Source organism: Bradyrhizobium sp. CCGUVB1N3 (genome assembly GCF_024199925.1).
In the GTDB taxonomy this organism is placed as follows: Bacteria; Pseudomonadota; Alphaproteobacteria; order Rhizobiales; family Xanthobacteraceae; genus Bradyrhizobium.
The window spans coordinates 683,545-701,663 of record NZ_JANADR010000001.1 but is presented as its reverse complement, the minus strand read 5'-3'; the positions used below and the strand labels follow the sequence as shown (position 1 = coordinate 701,663).

Genomic DNA, 18,119 nt, shown 5'->3' with positions numbered 1-18,119 from the left:
TAGGTAAGGTTGGGGCTCAATGATTTCTAACTGGCTCGCGGCAGCACTCGGCCGCCGCAACATCCATTACGGCTGGGTGATGGTCGGCGTGACCTTCCTCGCCGCGCTGATCAGCGCCGGCACGGTCGGCGCCCCCGGCGTGTTCATCATTCCCCTGCAAAAGGAATTCGGCTGGAGCACCGCGGAGATTTCCTCGGCGCTCTCGATCCGCTTCATCCTGTTCGGCCTGATGGCGCCGTTCGCAGCCGCCCTCCTCAACCGCTATGGGCTGCGCAACGTGACGCTGACGGCGCAGCTCATCGTCGTCTCCGCGCTGGTGGCTTCGCTCGCGATGACGCAGGTCTGGCAGCTGATGCTGCTGTGGGGCGTCGTGATCGGCATCGGCACCGGCATGACGGCGCTGGTGTTAGGGGCCACCATCGCGACGCGCTGGTTCGCGGCGCGGCGCGGCCTCGTGGTCGGTATCATGACGGCGAGCGTCGCCACCGGCCAGCTCGTGTTCCTGCCGCTGCTTGCGAGCCTCACCGAACGGTTCGGCTGGCGCCTTGCCCTCAGCTTCGTCTGCGTGATGCTCGGCGTCTCCGCAACTGCCGTCGCGCTCGTGATGCGCGACCGGCCGAGCGATGTGGGCCTGCGCCCGTTCGGCGACGAGGGCAGCGAGCCCCTGCCCGTCCCGCCGGTGAGCCACGCGCCGATCACGGCTGTTGCGCTCGGCACGCTGCGCGACGTCTCGACATCGCGCGCGTTCTGGATCCTGTTTGCGACCTTCTTCGTCTGCGGCGCCTCGACCAACGGTCTCGTCCAGGTCCACCTGATCCCGATGTGCCTCGATTTCGGCATCCCGCAGGTGCAGGCGGCAAGCCTGCTCGCAGCGATGGGCATCTTCGACTTCTTCGGCACCATCATGTCCGGCTGGCTGTCGGACCGCTACGACAATCGCTGGCTGCTGTTTTGGTATTACGGCCTGCGCGGGCTCTCGCTGATCTTCCTTCCCTTCAGCGATTTCTCGTTCTACGGCCTGTCGCTGTTTGCGATGTTCTACGGTCTCGACTGGATCGCCACCGTGCCGCCGACGGTGCGCCTGACGGCGCAAAAATTCGGCCCCGAGCGCGCCAATCTGGTGTTCGGCTGGATATTCGCCGGCCACCAGCTCGGCGCCGGGACTGCCGCCTTTGGCGCCGGCCTGTCGCGGACGCTGCTGGCGAGCTACCTGCCCGCCTTCTTCATCGCCGGCACACTCTGCGTGTTCGCCGCGCTGATCGTGCTGGCGCTGGCGCGGCAGCCGAAGCCCGTGGTGGCGCTGGCCGCCAGCAAGTGACGGTGGTGCGGATCTAGTATTTGAGGGTCGTGGTCAGCCCGAACACCGCGGCATCGCCGATGCGCGTTAGACCGCTTGGATCGTTCGGATTCGGGATGCCGCCGGAGGGCCGCCACACATACTGAAAATAAGGGGCCAGCAGCCAGCCCGGCTTGATATGCGCCTCGTAGATCACCTCGAGCAGCGTCTCGTTGCTGCGAACGGGACTCTGGATGCCGTTGAAAAACTGGGTGTCGACATCGAGGCTGCGGGCAGAGCCCGAAATCCGCATATAGGCCATCCCGACCCCGAACCGGTCGAGCGGCCGGCCCGGGGTGAACCCGACGAAGCCGACGCCGCCGTCAAGATAGAGGTCGATCAGGTTGCGATCGGGTGGGCTGTAGGCGATCCGGCCGAATGCGGTGACGCCGGGCAGCGACGCCGAAACCGTCTTCTCGGCCACACCAGCCGGCCGCCATAGAGCCTGCTCCACGACCGCGTAGATTCCATAATTGCCGCGCAGCTTTGCCGGGATGCCGCTTCCGGTGGGGTCGACGATAGAAAGGCCCTCGGCTGTAAAGCGCTGACTGTCGAAATCGCCGAAATGATACCAGCCGCCGGGCGTGAAATTGCCGGCGAGCGAACTCCCACCGATATCGAGATGATAGTCGAAATGGACCTGCCCGATGAGCCACGGCGGATCATTGACGCGAAACGCCAGACCATGATTGTCGCGCGTCTGCGGATCGCCGTCACCGGGCCGCGCCGGATTGCCGTTGAAGATCGCGCCGAAGACGGTGACGTTGTCCGAAACTGCGGCCTTGACGCGAATTCCCGGCACCGCGATCGGCGGGGCCGGCCCGCCGGCCGGCAGGTTGGTGGCCTTGATGGCCGGCCAGCCGAAGGTGCCGTTGACGAAGAGATCGTCGGTTTCGCTGTCGAAGAATTCGACGTCCGCGGCCTGCTGGCCAGCCCTGATGTTCAATCTGCCGTCGAACAGGCTCTGCTCGAAATAAGCGTTGTAGAGCCTGGTATCGGGCAACGCCTCGATCTCACTGATGGTGGCGAGGTTGTAGACGTAGTTGCGCGTCAGCCCGCGACCGTAGATCTCGTAGGCGTTGGCATAGAAGCGGCCACCGGTCCAGCCGACCAGTTTCTCGAGATCGGCATCGACCGAGAAGTCAAAGCGACCGAGATGAATGGCGCCGCGCGCGACCCCGCCCGAGACGTTGCCGATGTTGTCGAAAATATAGGTGGCCCCGAAATTCAGACCCTTGTTGGCCAGCCCGTCGTGCCACTCGTTGAACCATTTTGGCGCCAGCCATTCGGCAACGCTTTCATCCTTGGCACCGGCGAGCGCGCACGTGCTTGCCAATACGCTGGCAAGACACGCCGCCACGATTGCGATTGGACTTCGCAGCGGAGGCATTACTCTGCACACATGGCTGATACCGGCTGGGTGTGCCCTATCTGAGGATGCCCATGCGCCGCATGAAGAAGTAGGCCAGAGCAATCGAGCAGGCCATCAAGCCCATGGCCCAGAGAAAGCCGGTCTCCACGTCGGTGAGCGGCAGGCCCTTGGTGTTCATGCCGAATACGCCGGTGATCAGCGTCGGCGGCAGCAGCAGCGTGGTCACGATCGACAGCGTGTGAAGGTGACGGTTGCTCTCCTCCTCGGTCTTGAAGTGCAGCTCTTCCTCGAGCAGGCGGCTGCGCTCGCGCAGCTCCACGATGTCATGGTCGAGCCCATCGAGCCGCTGCGCGAGCTTGGCGGCGTGAAGCCGTAAGCCCGGCGGGATATTCTCGGGGCTCTTGAGGTCGAGGCGGTGAAACAAGATGCGCAGGCCTGTGAGCTGCCGATGCAGCCGGACGCAGGTCCGACGCAGCCGGCTCAGGCTGCGGCGCATCTCCGGCTTGGCCTGATCAGCGGCGATACGCTCCTCGATGCCGTCGATGTCCTGGCCGATCTTGTCGGCCATGCGGTCCATGGTGTCAGCGACCTCGTCGACGATCTTCTCCAGGAGGGCCGCGACGTTTTCGACGCGGTAGCCGCCTTCCAGAACCCGGCGCGCCGCGTCCGCCGAACACAGCGCCTGATGGCGACCGCTGACCAGGAACCGCTCGGTCATCGCAAAACGCAGGAACGCTGTCTCCTCGGTCGGGCTCTCGATGTCGCGCACGAGGTCGGAAAACACGCCATAGACGCAATCGTCGATGACGTGGAGCTGCTGGAACGTATCCTTGGACAACAGCAGATCGCGCGCAAGCTGCGGCAGGCTGGACTCGGCGATCCAGGGCCGCGCCCGCGCATCGGTCAGATTGAAATGCAGCCACAGGCGGCCGTCATGGCTGAACTCGATCGGCTTGTCGATCGGCAGTGCCTCGGCGCTGCCGTCGCTGTGCAGGCGAAAGCCCCATACCAGGCCGGGAATTGCGGATGCGGCGCCTGAAATCGCGCTGACGATCTTTGCCGGCTCAGCCATGCTCAACCCCACGGTCAAACGATGTGATCTCTCTGGCGGGCGGCCGATGCCATCCGCCGGAACCCGCGGGGGTACTCAAATACGCGTGTGTTACAGCTTGATGATGGGCCGCCCTACTCCGCCGCGAGACCCGTCGCGGCCGCGGCTTCCTTGACGTAGTCATGCACGACGCGGCCGAACGGCAACGTCAGGTCGGCGATATAGTGATGCGCGCCGACGACACGCCGGACCGGGAAATCCGCTACCGGCGCATTGACATGTGGCACGAGGTGCAGGCGGCCAGGCCCCATCCAGGAGCCCTTCGGAACGATGTCGGTGAGGTTGATCGCAACGAGCTGGCAGACTTCGAGGTGGCCGTCGACACCCGGGATCATCTTGAGATTGATTTGCGTCTTCGACAGCGTCGCACGCGTGAGATCGCCGTTGCCGGCCATGCTCTCGTGCTTGTAGCCCATCGTGCCCATGGCAACGAGCTGGCCGGCATATTCCAGCGTGCCGGTGAGAGTATCCTTGACGATCTCGAGCTTGGGATGGGCGTACTTCTTGGGAAAGCCCCAGATCTCGCGCCCCGCAGCGATCGGGGGATCGTCGTCGAGATACATCTGCGAGACGAAGTTCACCTCTTCGCCGTGCAGGCGCGCGGGGATGACGAGGCCGGACTCGGTGTAGCTGCCGAAGCCGGAGGAGTCCGGCATCCTGATCCATTCATAATGCACGATCGGCTGGTCGATCGGCTCCAGCGGCTCAGGCAAGCCGGCGCGGATCAATTCCGGATCGGTCTCGTAGGTGATGACGAGGAATTCGCGGTTGATGAAGCGATAGGGACCAGCCGGATAGCTCGGTCCGGCAGCCGGCATGGACGGGAGTCTGAGAACGTCTTCCCTGCGCATCGCTCGTCTCCTGTGTGATGCTGGTGTGATGTTCGCCCGGCAGCAACCAGCATAACGCAGATTGCTAGCCGTCGTCATTGACCGCGATGTGATGGATTTCCGTCAGGCGCGTGACCTCCTGTCATGCCAGGCGCGACCGACCTGCATGCCCACGATGCAGCGGCGCGCAATTGTCATCACGCCGTCACTGCCGGGCGCAATCGTTTCGGTAAGGCAGGAGGCATCGGCCATGGACGCCAGGACGTCGCAACCGACATATCAGACACATCAGCCTCCCTCGCAGGGCTGGCGACCCGAGCGCTGCGACCGCGTCGCGCTGGTGCTGCAAGGCGGTGGCGCACTCGGCGCCTATCAGGCCGGCGTCTATCAGGCGCTACACGAGGCCGGCATCGAGCCGGACTGGGTCTGCGGCGTCTCGATCGGTGCGATCAACTCCGCCATCATCGCCGGCAACAAGCCGGAGAAGCGGCTCGATGCGCTCCGCATCTTCTGGGAGCGCATCACCAACCGCAAGATCTGGCACTACACGCCGGATGGCGACGTCTTCCGCCAGTGGCGCAATCTCACCAGCGCGTGGATGACGTCGGCCATGGGCCAGCCGGGCTTCTTCACCCCGCATCAGGTCAATCCCTGGTTCAGCCCCGTCGGCGCCAGGACCGCAACGAGCTATTACGACACCACCCCCTTGCGCGAGAGCCTGCGCGAGCTCGTCGACTTCGACCTGATCAACGACAAGAAGATCCGCTTCGCGGTCGGCGCGGTGAACGTGCTGTCCGGCAACTTCATCTATTTCGACAATGCCCATGACGAGATCGAGCCGGAGCACATCATGGCCTCCGGCGCGCTGCCGCCGGCGCTGCCGATGGTCAGGATCGGCACAGACCATTTCTGGGACGGAGGCATCGTCTCGAACACGCCGCTCCAGCATCTGCTCGACCAGGAGGACGATCTCAACTCGCTGGTGTTCCAGGTCGACCTGTTCAGCGCGCGCGGCGTGCTGCCGCGCTCGATCCAGGACGTCATGGCCCGCCACAAGGACATCATGTATTCCTCGCGCACGCGCCACAACACCGACGTCTATCGCCGGACGCACAACCTGAAGATCCTGCTCTACAAGGCGCTGGCGAAGCTTCCCGACGAGCAATTGTCCGAGGAGGAGCGCCAGCTCAAGGCGAGCCTGCGCAACATGCCCGAGATCGCGATCCTGCATCTGATCTATCAGCAGAAGGCCTATGAGGGCGACGCCAAGGACCACGAATTTTCAGGTACCTCGATGCGAGAGCACTGGACGAGCGGCTACGAGGATACTAAGCGCACCTTGAAGCGGCGCGACTGGATCAAGATGCCCGAGGAAGGCATGGGCCTCGTCGTGCACGACGTGCACCGGGAGACGGAGAGCGCGTAGGCGCCTCGCGGGGGCACTCGAACAAAAAGCGGCGAAAACAACCCCATGCAAAGTAGACGGCAGTTGGGAAATCAATGACTTGCGCGTCCGCGAAGCTCTTTGACTCGTCGGAAAAAACAGGGGCACGATGCCATCATGGCGTGCTCGGGCCATCGCCGCTCACCCAGCATAATCGAAACCATTCGCCCTCCAACTTGTCACGCCCGCTGCCACAGCCTTCCGGCCCGCTTCTGGTAACGATTGCCCCTTAGTCGCCGGCCGAGATGAGCCCAATCCACACCAACTGCGAATTTCGTCGGCCCAAATCCTTAAAGAGCGAATCTGATCGGCGACTTTCCTTACCCATTAGTTCAGTGAACAACCTTCGGTTCTCGGTATTATTATACTGTTACTTGAAAAAAGTCCTTGAAGTTCAGGGGGCTGATCCGGGTAAATTATCGCACCTGTGGTTCTTCCGAATAAGGTTTGAGCGAGCGTGTCGAACGGAAGCGATGCCTCCGGTTCAGGCGCCGGATACATTTTTCAACTAGAACGAGCCCTCTTCCATCTCGGCAGAGTGCGAAGAAGCGACTATGTGGCAGTCGAATATGCAGACGACGTTTCTGTTGTCCGCGACGGCCAAGTTGTCCTGAAAGAGCAAGACAAGCACTCGTTACGTCCAAAGGCGGAACTGCTGGCAGATCGGAGCCGCGCTCTCTGGCGGACCCTCCAAATTTGGCTAACACCTGCAGTCAACTGCTCCGCGTGCAAACGATTCCTGCTCGTTACTAACAACCCAGTTTCGACTCCCATTGCCTCGATGCTAAAGGCGCAATCAGCCGATGGAGGACCATCTCCAGACGCGATTGTAAGGAGCCTACGCGCAGTCGGCGGCTCCAGACCCAAGAGCCGATCGCAAGTTCAGTCGATTATCGACGATGTCTTGAACCGGAGCGATAACGAACTCGCTCGACTCGTTGCACGCATAGAAGTCGTAGAAGCGAGAAATCAACGAGAGGATCGAGCAGAACTTGCCGATGCGCTAAGTCTTGACCCGCGCTTGGATCCGGGCATTACGCTAGAAGCGCTTCTCGGCTGGCTGACCAACACACTACTCGAATGCTGGCGGGCTGGTCGCCCGGGCATGATTTCTCGAGCCGCGTGCATAGCTCAACGGAGAGAAATCGAAGACGCCCTCGCGCGGCGCAGACTACTACCAAAGCCCGCGCGGGAAGTGCCAGTTGCGCCCGACGATCGAGCACGCGCCTCTACACGCCCATTCGTTCATCATCTTACACGCATCGATGCGGACGAAGATGATGTGCTACAGGCAATCGACCACTTCATCCAATTCAATATCGAGAAGAATCGCCTGGCAAGCGATGGAGAAATAGCCGACAGAGAGTGGCGGGATCGTGGAGAGAGACTGAAACAACGCTGGCTCAATATCAAGCGACAGGCGAAACGCGACTACGAGGGACGACCTCCGGAACACATTGGCATCAAGATTCTTGAGCGCTCCACGTACGACCATCTAGAACCAATCGGCAGCGAGCCCTGCCGAGAGCTCTACATGACCTCCGGCCATTACCATCGATTGGCCGATGACGATCAAATTTGGTGGCACCCCGATTATCGACCACGCTCGGAGAAGTAGCGTTGCACGCGAACCACGAGGAGATGATACTGCGCAATCCCGCGCTAGGCGCATGTGCGTCGTGGCATCTCGCTCGTTCATTCGCTGAAACCGCGACGGGCGCAGCACCCGACCTTCCCTATTTCCTGATTGGCGCTGCCATGATCTTCCATCGTCCAACCGTGGAAAAGATTCACGCCATGAGATTTGAAAGCGGCCTTGTGAAGGCTGTGTCCGAACAGCCCGATGTAATCGGAGGACTACAACTGCGCCTAGAGAACAATGCAAATGCCGCACTGGCGGCATTGCAGCTAGGTTGCGCCACAAAACTTCTAGAGAAAGAACGAGGAGAACGTTTTCCTGCTTTTCGAGCCAAAGGCGCAGACCTTCCAACGGACATTCGTCATGGGGATGGAGATGTACCCCGTGTATTCGGCTGCGCTAAACGCCTAGGAAAGTGGTTCGGCGAAGCGAGGCTTCATGGATTGAAACAACTTCTAAGAATTGAGTTTTAAGAATGAAGCTATTCATTAGGGAACTGATTATTTGGCCCGAGAACCCCGAGCACTCCCCTCGGATCATACAGTTCGATACCAAAAAGATCAGTGTCATCACCGGATGGAGCGCGACGGGCAAATCGTCCGTCATTGCAATCATTGACTACGTCCTAGGCGCCGGCACATGCGCCATACCAGTGGGCCACATTCGGAACACCTCCTCATGGTTCGGATTGCGGCTCGACACGGACGTTGGCGCGATGCGAATCGCCCGCCACAAGCCCGATGGACGTCAAGTGTCCAATGCTTTCTGGGTTCAACAAGGCGCCGACGTAGACGGGCCGCCCCCGCTCCGCCCGACTCAGAACATCAGCGCCGAGCAGTTTCGCATTAAGATGGATACGCTATCAGGCCTCACGAACCTAAAGATGGATCCCGATGAGGCACGAGCATTCAATGAAAGAGCCTCATTTCGAGACATGGCTGCGTTCAACTTTCAGCCGCAGCATATAGTTGCCAATCCCTACACTCTCTTCTTTAAGGCAGATTCTTCCGAGCATCGGGAAAAGCTCAGAAACGTCCTTCCACTAGCCATGGGCGTCATAACGAATGATGATCTTATGCGTCGTCATAGACTACAATTGTTACGAGAAGAGCAGCGCAAACTCGAACTCGAGCTTAAGCAGCGCAAATCCGGAATTGAAAACTGGCGCGCGAACGCAACCGGCGCCTATTTCAGAGCGCAAGAACTAAGTCTTCTTCCTCCAGGCGATCCCCCTGCCGAACTTCGCGATATTATCAAGGCCTTGCAGGCTGTCGTTGAAGCTAATGGCACACCCGTTCGCGGAAGCGGCCGCATCTCCGCCAGCGTCACTCGATTGGAAGAGATACGGCAACAAGAGCAAGCGTTAGATAGCGCCATCGCTGCTGCTCGTCGTCGCCTCCGACGCCTAAAGAGTCTCCGTTCAACCGTAATGGACTACGGTGATATTCTGGAGGACCATCAAGCAAGAACTCAAGGCGTCGGTTGGTTTAAGAATGCTATTGATATTAGCCAGTGCGTCCTTTGTGGCACCGAGACAGATGCAGCACGGCGATCGCTCGAAGAGTTGGAAACTCCTATCCGCGAGTTGAGCGAACTCACAGCTGGCACGACGACTACTGCCCCGATGGTAGACAACGAGATCGTTTCAATTCAGCGTCAGCTCCTAGGGGACGAGCGGAGACTGCTAGAACTCCGCCGAACGCGATCTGAACTCGAAACGAAGGAAGACGCAGACCGAGGTCGAAGTTTGAGCTTGGAAAGTGTCTACCGTTTCATTGGCAACACCGAACAAGCACTCAGGATTCTTGGGGAAGTTGAGGGGGACGATGGAATTGAGGCCCGTCATCGTAACATTAGCGCCCAAATAGGCACGTTACTGAGACAATTGGACGAGCAGAGCCGCCGAGAGAGAGAAGAGAAGGCTCGGGATGCAATCTCTAGATATATCGAGCGTTTCGTCGAAGAACTCCGTGTGTTTCTGGCGCGACAGGTCGCCCCTTGCTCGATGAACGCGAATTGAATGTTAAGTTCGTGAATCAGGGGGCAACCAAGCCAGATTTCCTATGGGAGATCGGAAGTGGCGAAAATTGGATGGCTTACCATCTTGCAACAATTCTTGCGTTGCATGGAATTTTCCTGAAGCGCGACAGTCACAACCCTGTCCCCACCTTCTTGGTGATCGACCAGCCAAGCCAAGTCTATTTTCCTTCAGACACGTTCGAGGAAATCCTCCAAAACCCAGACGCCAGAACTATTGATCGCAGGCGCTCGACGCGGCACTTAGACGATCTAGAGAGTACGCGTCAGATTTTTAGAGCCCTCGCGCGCGCCCATAAGAGTTTCAAAGCGCGACTTCAAATCATCGTTCTTGATCACGCAGATCGCCACGCTTGGGGCGAGATTGAAGGCGTCGAAGAGGTTGCGAATTGGCGCGGAGAGGCGGATTTTCTGATTCCCTCCGCTTGGCTGCCCAAACAATGAGGAGCGCAGCCTGCCAAGCTGTCAACAACAGTTACGATCCAGAATCCCTCCGCGGAAGCAATCTGGATTGCTTCGCTTCGCTCGCAATGACGGTTAAGAGCTACGGCCTGATCGTCATGTTCCCCGGCGGCCCCGGCGTCCTGAGCGGCTCCGCCAGCCGCGCGAACTCGCACAGCAGGGGCCGCGTCTTGCGGGGGTCGATGATCTCCTCGACCCAGAACTTTTCGGCCGAGCGGAACGGCGAGCGCAGCTTGTTGAGGCGCTCCTCGATCTCCTTCAGCTTCGCCGCCTTGTCCTCGGCGGCGTCGATGTCGGCGCGGTAAGCGGCCTCGATGCCGCCTTCGAGCGGCAGCGAGCCCCAATAGGCCGACGGCCAGGCGTAGCGGATCGAGAAGCGATCGGCGGGCTGATGCACGACGCCGGCCACGCCAAACGCGTTGCGCAGGATCACCGTGCACCAGGGCACCGTGGTCTGGTTGACCGCAGCCATGGCGCGCACGCCGTGGCGGATCGTGGCCGCCTTCTCGGCGTCCAACCCGATCATGAAGCCCGGGCAATCCATGAGATAGACGATCGGCAGATGAAAGGTCTCCGCGAAATCGACCCAGCGCACCACCTTCTGACAGGCATCCGCGGTCCATGAGCCGCCATAGTGGAAGGGATCGCTGGCAAGCAGCATCACCGCCCTGCCCTCGAGCCGCGCGAGGCCAACGATGATCGGCTTGCCGAAATTGCCGGCGACCTCGAAGAACGAGCCCTTGTCGACGACGGACTCGATAATGGGGCGCATCTTGTAGACCTGCCGGCGGCTCCGCGGCACGGCCTTCGTCAGGGCTTCGTCAATGCGTTCCGGATCGTCATGGCAAGGCAGCGTCGGCGGCAATTCGTAGACCGACGCCGGCAGGTAGGACAGGAAGCGCCGCGCGCAGGCGAACGCCTCGGCCTCGGTCTCGACGGCATGATCGACCGCGCCGGCGCGGGTCTGGATATCGGCGCCGCCGAGATCCTGCTTGGACAGATCCTGCCCGAGCCGCTTCACCACCGGCGGTCCCGCGACGAACATCGCGGAATTTTTGGTCATGATGGAGTAGTGGCTGGCGGCAAGCCGCGCGGCGCCAAGACCCGCGACCGAACCGAGCCCCAGCGCCACGACGGGCACGCGCGCGAGGTTCTCCGTCGTGAAGCGATACCAGCGCGTGCCGCCGATGCCGCCCGGCAGGTTCGCCGCGCCCTTGGTCTCGATGGTCTTCACCGAGCCGCCGCCGCCGGAGCCTTCGATGATGCGGATGATCGGCAGGCGGAAATCGTGCGCCATCTCCTCCGCCATCAGCGGCTTGGCGGAGATCGACGCATCAGCCGAGCCGCCACGCACGGTGAAATCGTCGCCGACCACCACCACCGTGCGGCCGTCGACCCTGGCGCGGCCGAACACGCAGTTCGCCGGCGTCACATGCTTGAGCTCGCCATGCGCGTCGTATTCACCGATGCCGGAGACGGCACCGATCTCGTGAAAGCTGCCTTTGTCGATCAGCCCGTCGATACGCTCCCGAACAGTCAGCCGGCCCTGGTCATGCTGTCGCTTGACCTTGTCAACGCCGCCCATCTCCCGCGCGAAGGCTTCGCGCCGGGCGAGCTCGTCGAGTTCCGGCTTCCAGTTCATTCAATCCCCCCGGCGCGATCGGCTTGTTATTGTTTCGCACGGCCATCGCGATCGGCTTGCGCTCGAGACGGTTGTTGAGGAAATCGCCCTCGGCGCCTTCGAGCAGGTCGCCGACCGCCTTGCCGAGCTTGACCATCAGCGGCCCAACCTCGCTGTGCAACCGCTCCTCGTCATACATCGCTGCCAACAGGCCGATCGTGACCACCACGACGGTCTGATATTGCGGCGACCACATCGGCACCGCGACGCCGTTGATGTGGGGGCTCCACAGGCCGCAGGCCACGACATAGCCGTGCTCGCGCAGGAACTCGCGATTGGCTTCGATGCGCGGCTTCAGCAGCCGGGCCGCCTCCGGCGCCTCCCGCTCCATCTCCGCAACCAGGGCATCGCCGATCTCCGGCTGCAACGCCGCCGTATAAGCGGCGCCCGCGGCGGTCGAGGCCATCGCGATCCGGCTGCCGGTTCCCTCGTGCAGGCCGAGCGCGCTCGCCGAGCGAGCGAACTCGAGATAGACGAGATGGAATCGATCGGGGATGACGAAGCCCACCGTCCCCGGCAATTGCTCGGCGATGTCCTCGAGCCGCAGGCGGATGAGGTTGCGCAGTTGCGCGCCCTTCATCATCGAGGCGCTCATGGCGACCGCGCTCGGCCCGATCCGATACTTTTGATCGCGCGGCAGATAGACCAGCTGCCCCATGCGCGTCAGCGTGTGCGTGAGCCGCGACACCGTCGAGCGCGGCAGGCCGCAGCGGTTGGAGATTTCAAGATTGCCGAGCCGCGCCTCGTGGCTCTCGAAGCATCGCAACACATCGAATGCGCGCGACACCACCTGGATCACATCACTTTCGCCGGCTTCGCCAGCGAGGACATTTTGCCTGCTCAACCGCTCCGAACGTCGTCCCATGTTCCCTACCAGTTGTGTTCCGCTGTGCGGAATTAAATTCCGCTTGAGGGACACGCTACCTCAGGCATCTTGCGACGACAACAAAAAGGCGATTGGCATGCCAGAAATTAAGATCGTCACGGAAGTCGCAGGACGCATCTGCGCGATTCCCGTTGAAGTTGGAAACAGCGTCGCGGATGGCGACGACGTTGCATTCATCGAAGCCATGAAGATCGCGATCATCGCGAACTGACAATGCAATCAGCATTGCGACAGTGGCACGCTACTCGAGCCGAATGATGAAATCTTTCGTTGAGCCGCTAGCGTTGCATGAGGAGCCCGTTCCAGGCGGGTTGCGCCTGCCCTGATGGCGTTGCACAAGGGAACCATGACACCGCTATCACCGCCCGCCAGCGCCTGGACGCAATCGAAGCCGCCTTTGCTGCGGTTCCTGAACCATTGTCTCACCGAATTCTCTGCCGAGACCTCCGGCGCGGTGGCCGACTACATTCCCGAGCTCAGCAAGGCCGATCCTGCCTATTTCGGCATCAGCCTCGCGACGTTGGACGGTCACGTCTATGAAGTCGGCGACAGCCGGGTCCCCTTCACCATCCAGTCGATGTCAAAGCCGTTCGTGTTCGCGCTGGCGCTCGACATGCTGGGCGCGGCGCGCGTCGAGAGCGCGATCGGCGTCGAGCCCTCCGGCGATCCCTTCAACTCGATCCGGCTCAACGCCGAGAACCACCCGTTCAACCCGATGGTCAACGCCGGAGCCATCGCCTGCACCGGGCTGATCCAGGAGAGCAAGGGCGAAGCCGCCTTCGAGGAGATCCGAAAAGCCCTCAGTCGCTTCGCCGGCCGCGAGCTGGACGTGGACGAGGCCGTCTACACTTCGGAGAGCCAGACCGGCGATCGCAACCGCGCCATCGCGTATCTCCTGCGCACCAATGCGGTGATCAAGGACAACGTCGCTGATGTGCTCGACGTCTATTTCCGGCAATGCGCGGTACTCGTCACCGCGCGCGACATCGCGGTGATGGCGGCGACGCTCGCCAACCGCGGCGTCAATCCGGTCACCGGCGAGCAGGTGATGACACCTTACGCAATCTCTCGGACACTGTCGGTGATGACGTCGTCGGGCATGTACGACTATGCCGGCGAATGGATCTACCGGATCGGCATTCCCGCCAAGAGCGGCGTCGGCGGCGGCATCCTCGCAGCCCTACCCGCCCGGCTCGGGCTCGGCAGCTATTCGCCAAAGCTCGACAAGCACGGCAACAGCGTGCGCGGCATCAAGGTCTGCGAAGCGCTGTCCTCGCATTACGACCTGCACATGCTCAACCGCAGCGACGACGCGCGCAATGCGATCATCGCGGATTATCACATCGGCCAGAGCCCGTCGCGCCGCGTTCGCCGCCTCAGGGAGCGCGAGATCCTCGCAGCCCACGAGGAGGAGGTGCGGGTCATCGAGCTCGTCGGCACGCTGTCGCTCTCGGCCGTCGACTACGTCTCGCGGCGGCTCGCCGCGCGGCCGCGGCCGCAGCTCGTGATCTTCGACCTGCACCGCGTCACCTCGACCACACGCGCCGGCGCGCGGCTCGTGGCCGAGGCCTTCGAAGATCTCGCGGCGCTGAACGTTACCGTGGTCCTGTCCGGCGTCCAGCGCACCTCGCGGGAATGGACCGCGCTTCGCGAATGGACGGCAACGCTGAAGAACGTTCGCGACTTCTACCTGCTCGACACCGCGATCGAATGGGCCGAAGACCAGATCGTCTATCGCTATGGTGGAGCGATCGATTTTCACGAGACCACGGAGCTCGTCGAGCAGCCGCTGCTTGCAGGCCTCGACGAGGAAGAGCTGACCGATCTCGGCTCGCTCTGCACGATCCGCACCTATCAGACCGGCGCGAGGATCGTCGCGGCCGGCGATCCCGCCGATTCCCTGTTCTTCCTGCGCAGCGGGGCGGTGCACGTCACGCTGCCCGACGGCGTCCGCCTGGCGACGCTGACGGCCGGCATGGCCTTCGGTGAAATGGCGCTGCTCGAATCGACCCGCTCCGCGGACGTGCTGGCCGACATGGCGGCGACCGCTTTCGAGGTGCCGTTGAAGGATTTCGAGCGTTTTCGCCAGCAACATCCGCATGCCAGCGAGCGCATCATGCGCAATTTGGCGCAGCTCCTCGCAGACCGGCTGATCGTCGCCAACGCCAAGGTGGATATCCTGACGTCGACGTAGGCCGCTCAGGGATCGTCAGGAGCGTGCCGTCATCCATCAGCCTCGTCCTGAGGAGCGCGCTCTTGCGCGCGTCTCGAAGGACGGCCACAGGCAAGATCCCGCCCGCGGCCATCCTTCGAGACGCCCGCTTTCAGCGGGCTCCTCAGGATGAGGTCCACCTGCTTGGTCGCACGGAAGCGATCGTCTAGCGGCTCGCCGCCTCGCGCAGGCGCCTGTTGATCCTGGCGGCGCTCTTGGCCAGCAGCTCGGACGGCTTCTGGCCAGTCGCCGCACACAGGCAGGCCCAGTAGTACATGGTGTCGCCGAGCTCATCGACGAGGCCGGCCTGATCGAGCCAGCCGTCGCGCAAGAGCTTCTTGATGTGATCGGCGACCTCGCCGGCCTCGGCCGTCAGGCCGAGACCGAGATAGGACAGCCGCTCGTTGGTCGGGTGCTCTTCGACCTTGGCTATCGTCGCAGCCCAGGCCGCGAATTCATCGATGTCCATCGGCATCCCTCGCCGCGTCTCGAACCCTAGAGCATGATCCGGAAAAGTGTGAAGCGGTTCTCCGAAACGATCATGCTCAAACAATAAACTAAAGCGCGATGACGATTCATCCCAGTCTCATCGCGCTTTAGCCCACGACCTCCGTCACCGGCTGGAGGTCGATCTCAAACGTCTCAAGAAATTTCGACGTCATGATGTAGAAGCCGACCGAAAGCTGCAATTCGACCAGCGCGCCCGGCGTGAGCATTGCGGCGATCGCCTTGAAGGTCGCGTCCGTCGGCTTGTTCAGCTTGACGATCTCGTCTGCGAACGCGAGCGCCGCGCGCTGCGTCTCGGTAAAGCACGTCGCCGCCTGCCAGTTCGCGAGCGCCTCGTTCTGCTCGTCGGTGACGCCGACATTCCTGCCGATGCGCTTGTGCGCGATGACCTCGTAAGGCGCCTCGCAGAGAATCCCGGTCCGCGTGATCGCAAGTTCCCGCACGATCGGGTCAAGCTCGCCCCGGCTCCGGATCGCACCGCCCAGTCGGCAATACTGCACGAAATAATCAGGCGAATGCGACATCATGCGGAAAATATTGGCGTTGCGATTCTTGGCGAGAATGTCGCGGGTACGCTCGGACGCCATGGAAGGATCGGCGTAGTCGATACGGGCCATCAGCCACCTTGGGTATTGGTCTTGTTGCGCTTTTTCGGGCAGTTTTTCGAGACTATTCTTGCACCGACGCAAGAGCAACATCATCGAGTCAAATTGCCGCCGTATTGCTGAACGAACTTGCAACCGTCGATATTCGCAGCGTGGGGACAAATCGCAGCGAATACTCGAAGTGGGGTGTTCCGAGTAAAAAATAGGACCGTCGCCTGCGCATCGCGCGCAACGATGAGTCACGCCCAGGTCTAGGGAGTAAACGGCATGAAGGAAGCCACCAGGAGGGCGGCCTCGGAAGCGCTCGCGCATATGCTGGCGGTGACGGCGATGCTCGTCATCGCCAGCATATTGTTCTACGGGCGCTGAAAAGAAATTTCGTCATTCCGGGGTGGTGCGTACGGGACCGCGCAAAGCGCGCGGCCCTGGTGCCAGACCCAGAATTCCGTTCCAGGTTCGGTCCGTTCGACCGCCCCCCGAATGACGAAAACCATTAGCTAAACCTTGGTGAAAAACGGAACGAGCTTCCCGGCAAACGAGACGAACTGCGCGGTGACCTCATCGCCGATCGAAATATCCTTCTCACCGTGCGCCATCATGCGAAAGCCCTCGGCGCAATCGACGAGCAGGATGTTGTAGGGCACATGCGCGCGCGTCTCGGGCGTGGCCGCGCGGCAGACGAGCGTCGTTGCATAGACCCTGCCCTTGCCGCTCGCGCGATGTTCCCGCGGATCAGGCGCACCACACGCCGCACAGAAAGCGCGATGGAAATACTGCAGGCCGCCGCACGACCCGCAGCGTTGATAGACGATCGCTGCTTCGCCTTTCGTCCAGTCCGCGATTCGCGCGCTCATCGCACCCGCTCCAGGAACATGCTGACATGCGAGGATAACGCGCCGCCGTCGCCATGCAGCAGCGCGATCGAGGCGTCGCGGACCTGACGAGTGCCCGCGCGTCCGGTCATCTGGAGATGCGTCTCGACCAGATGCGCCATCGCGCCGCCGACGCCGCAATGTCCGTAGCTGAGAAGACCGCCATGGGTGTTGAGCGGCATGCGTCCGTCGCGGCTAAAATATCCGGACCGCACGCGCACTGCGGCCTCGCCGCGTCCGGCGAGGCCGAGGTCTTCGAGCAACATCGCGAGCGTGATTGTAAAGCTGTCATAGACGGCGGCATAGCGCACATCTGGTATCGCAAGCCCTGAAGTCTGTTTCGCGCGCGCGATCGAAATCTCGGCGCCAAGCTCGCCAAGCGCCGGAGCTGCTGTAACGTGCTGATGGGTATGCGCCTGCGCGCAGCCGCGGACCCGCACGCCGGCCTCGCCGATCCGCTCGCGACTGATCACGAAGGCGGCGCCGCCATCGGATACCGGGCAGCAATCGAGCAGTTTCAACGGCAGCGCCACAGGCTTGGACGCCATCACGTCCACAACCGTGATCGGCTCGTGGAACTGCGCGCCGGGATGGGCGCATGCGTGCGCGCGCATCAGCACGGCGAACTCCGCAAGGTCCTCCTCCGTCACGCCGTATTCGTGCATATAGCGGGACGCGACGAGGCCGTAATAGGCGGGGATGGTCGGGCCGAGGGGCACCTCGTAATCGGGATGGCCGACCTGCGCCAGCGCCTGGATCGAAGCATCGCGGCTCTGCCCGGTGAGACGGTTCTCGCCGGCCACAACGAGCACATGCCGAACCACGCCGGCCTCGACCAGGTGGTGCGCGAGCATGGTCATCGCGAGCCCCGTCGCGCCGCCGACCTGCACGGCGTGGGCGTAGCTGGGGCGGATGCCGAAATGCTCCGCGAAGACGGTCGCCAGCATGATGTGCGGCGACACCGTCGAATAGCCGCAGAGGACACCGTCAATCTCCGTGCGCGTCAGCCCGGCATCGTCGAGCGCAAGCTGGGCCGCACGGCTCATCAGGTCGAGCGAGGATGAGCCTTCATGCTTGCCGTAAGGCGTGAGCCCGACGCCGGTGATGAAGCTCATCGTGCCTCTC

Annotated in this window: 16 protein-coding genes and 1 pseudogene; 8 read left to right on the top strand and 9 right to left on the bottom strand. The window is 62.0% G+C overall.

The window, feature by feature from the left end:
• The first annotated feature begins 19 nt into the window (after nucleotides 1-19).
• Nucleotides 20-1,318: an MFS transporter gene (locus NLM33_RS03185; RefSeq protein ID WP_254094611.1), complete on the top strand. Its 1,299-nt coding sequence runs from the start codon at nucleotides 20-22 to the stop codon at nucleotides 1,316-1,318.
• Nucleotides 1,319-1,331: 13 nt separating this feature from the next.
• Here NLM33_RS03185 and NLM33_RS03180 read toward each other — a convergent pair whose 3' ends face one another.
• From NLM33_RS03180 to NLM33_RS03170, 3 genes are all read right to left on the bottom strand, one after another.
• Nucleotides 1,332-2,726: a carbohydrate porin gene (locus NLM33_RS03180; RefSeq protein ID WP_371929895.1), complete on the bottom strand. Its 1,395-nt coding sequence runs from the start codon at nucleotides 2,724-2,726 to the stop codon at nucleotides 1,332-1,334.
• A 37-nt stretch (nucleotides 2,727-2,763) separates the two neighbouring features.
• Entirely contained in the window at nucleotides 2,764-3,780 is a 1,017-nt protein-coding gene (locus tag NLM33_RS03175; protein ID WP_254094607.1) for a transporter, read from the bottom strand.
• Between the two features lie 113 nt (nucleotides 3,781-3,893).
• A complete protein-coding gene (locus NLM33_RS03170; RefSeq protein WP_254094605.1) occupies nucleotides 3,894-4,670 on the bottom strand; it encodes an acetoacetate decarboxylase in 777 nt (258 codons plus the stop codon).
• Nucleotides 4,671-4,899: 229 nt separating this feature from the next.
• On the opposite strand from NLM33_RS03170, the gene NLM33_RS03165 reads away from it, so the two are divergent.
• The 5 genes from NLM33_RS03165 (at nucleotide 4,900) to NLM33_RS03145 (ending at nucleotide 10,213) form a co-directional block, all read left to right on the top strand.
• On the top strand, nucleotides 4,900-6,075 hold the full coding sequence (locus NLM33_RS03165) for a patatin-like phospholipase family protein (protein ID WP_254094603.1): 1,176 nt from the start codon (nucleotides 4,900-4,902) through the stop codon (nucleotides 6,073-6,075).
• Nucleotides 6,076-6,649: 574 nt separating this feature from the next.
• Nucleotides 6,650-7,711, top strand: a complete 1,062-nt coding sequence (locus tag NLM33_RS03160) for an ABC-three component system protein (protein ID WP_254094601.1) — start codon at nucleotides 6,650-6,652, stop codon at nucleotides 7,709-7,711.
• A 2-nt stretch (nucleotides 7,712-7,713) separates the two neighbouring features.
• A complete protein-coding gene (locus NLM33_RS03155) occupies nucleotides 7,714-8,205 on the top strand; it encodes a three component ABC system middle component (protein ID WP_254094599.1) in 492 nt (163 codons plus the stop codon).
• Nucleotides 8,206-8,207: 2 nt separating this feature from the next.
• A complete protein-coding gene (locus NLM33_RS03150) occupies nucleotides 8,208-9,752 on the top strand; it encodes a DUF3732 domain-containing protein (RefSeq protein ID WP_254094596.1) in 1,545 nt (514 codons plus the stop codon).
• Complete coding sequence (locus NLM33_RS03145; protein ID WP_254094594.1) at nucleotides 9,731-10,213, top strand: DUF3732 domain-containing protein; 483 nt, start codon at nucleotides 9,731-9,733, stop codon at nucleotides 10,211-10,213. Before NLM33_RS03150 ends, NLM33_RS03145 begins: the two co-directional genes overlap by 22 nt.
• 100 nt (nucleotides 10,214-10,313) lie before the next feature.
• On the opposite strand, the gene NLM33_RS03140 is transcribed toward NLM33_RS03145, so the two are convergent.
• A complete protein-coding gene (locus NLM33_RS03140) occupies nucleotides 10,314-11,873 on the bottom strand; it encodes an acyl-CoA carboxylase subunit beta (protein ID WP_254094592.1) in 1,560 nt (519 codons plus the stop codon).
• Nucleotides 11,803-12,777: an IclR family transcriptional regulator gene (locus NLM33_RS03135; protein ID WP_254094590.1), complete on the bottom strand. Its 975-nt coding sequence runs from the start codon at nucleotides 12,775-12,777 to the stop codon at nucleotides 11,803-11,805. The genes NLM33_RS03140 and NLM33_RS03135 overlap by 71 nt, the downstream gene beginning before the upstream one ends.
• 97 nt (nucleotides 12,778-12,874) lie before the next feature.
• On the opposite strand from NLM33_RS03135, the pseudogene NLM33_RS03130 reads away from it, so the two are divergent.
• Together NLM33_RS03130 and glsA are read left to right on the top strand one after the other, a co-directional pair.
• Nucleotides 12,875-12,997, top strand: a pseudogene (locus tag NLM33_RS03130) (acetyl-CoA carboxylase biotin carboxyl carrier protein subunit); the annotation flags it as partial.
• Nucleotides 12,998-13,144: 147 nt separating this feature from the next.
• Nucleotides 13,145-14,992, top strand: a complete 1,848-nt coding sequence (glsA, locus tag NLM33_RS03125) for a glutaminase A (RefSeq protein WP_254094588.1) — start codon at nucleotides 13,145-13,147, stop codon at nucleotides 14,990-14,992.
• A 184-nt stretch (nucleotides 14,993-15,176) separates the two neighbouring features.
• On the opposite strand, the gene NLM33_RS03120 is transcribed toward glsA, so the two are convergent.
• The 4 genes from NLM33_RS03120 to NLM33_RS03105 form a co-directional block, all read right to left on the bottom strand.
• Entirely contained in the window at nucleotides 15,177-15,479 is a 303-nt protein-coding gene (locus tag NLM33_RS03120; RefSeq protein WP_254094586.1) for a nucleoside triphosphate pyrophosphohydrolase family protein, read from the bottom strand.
• A 127-nt stretch (nucleotides 15,480-15,606) separates the two neighbouring features.
• On the bottom strand, nucleotides 15,607-16,134 hold the full coding sequence (locus NLM33_RS03115; RefSeq protein WP_254094584.1) for a carboxymuconolactone decarboxylase family protein: 528 nt from the start codon (nucleotides 16,132-16,134) through the stop codon (nucleotides 15,607-15,609).
• 485 nt (nucleotides 16,135-16,619) lie between these two features.
• Nucleotides 16,620-16,976, bottom strand: coding sequence for a Zn-ribbon domain-containing OB-fold protein (locus tag NLM33_RS03110; protein WP_254094582.1), 357 nt, complete (start codon nucleotides 16,974-16,976; stop codon nucleotides 16,620-16,622).
• The gene (locus NLM33_RS03105) at nucleotides 16,973-18,109 is read right to left on the bottom strand and encodes a thiolase family protein (RefSeq protein WP_254094580.1); all 1,137 of its coding nucleotides are present in this window, start codon (nucleotides 18,107-18,109) and stop codon (nucleotides 16,973-16,975) included. Before NLM33_RS03105 ends, NLM33_RS03110 begins: the two co-directional genes overlap by 4 nt.
• Between the last annotated feature and the right edge of the window lie 10 nt (nucleotides 18,110-18,119).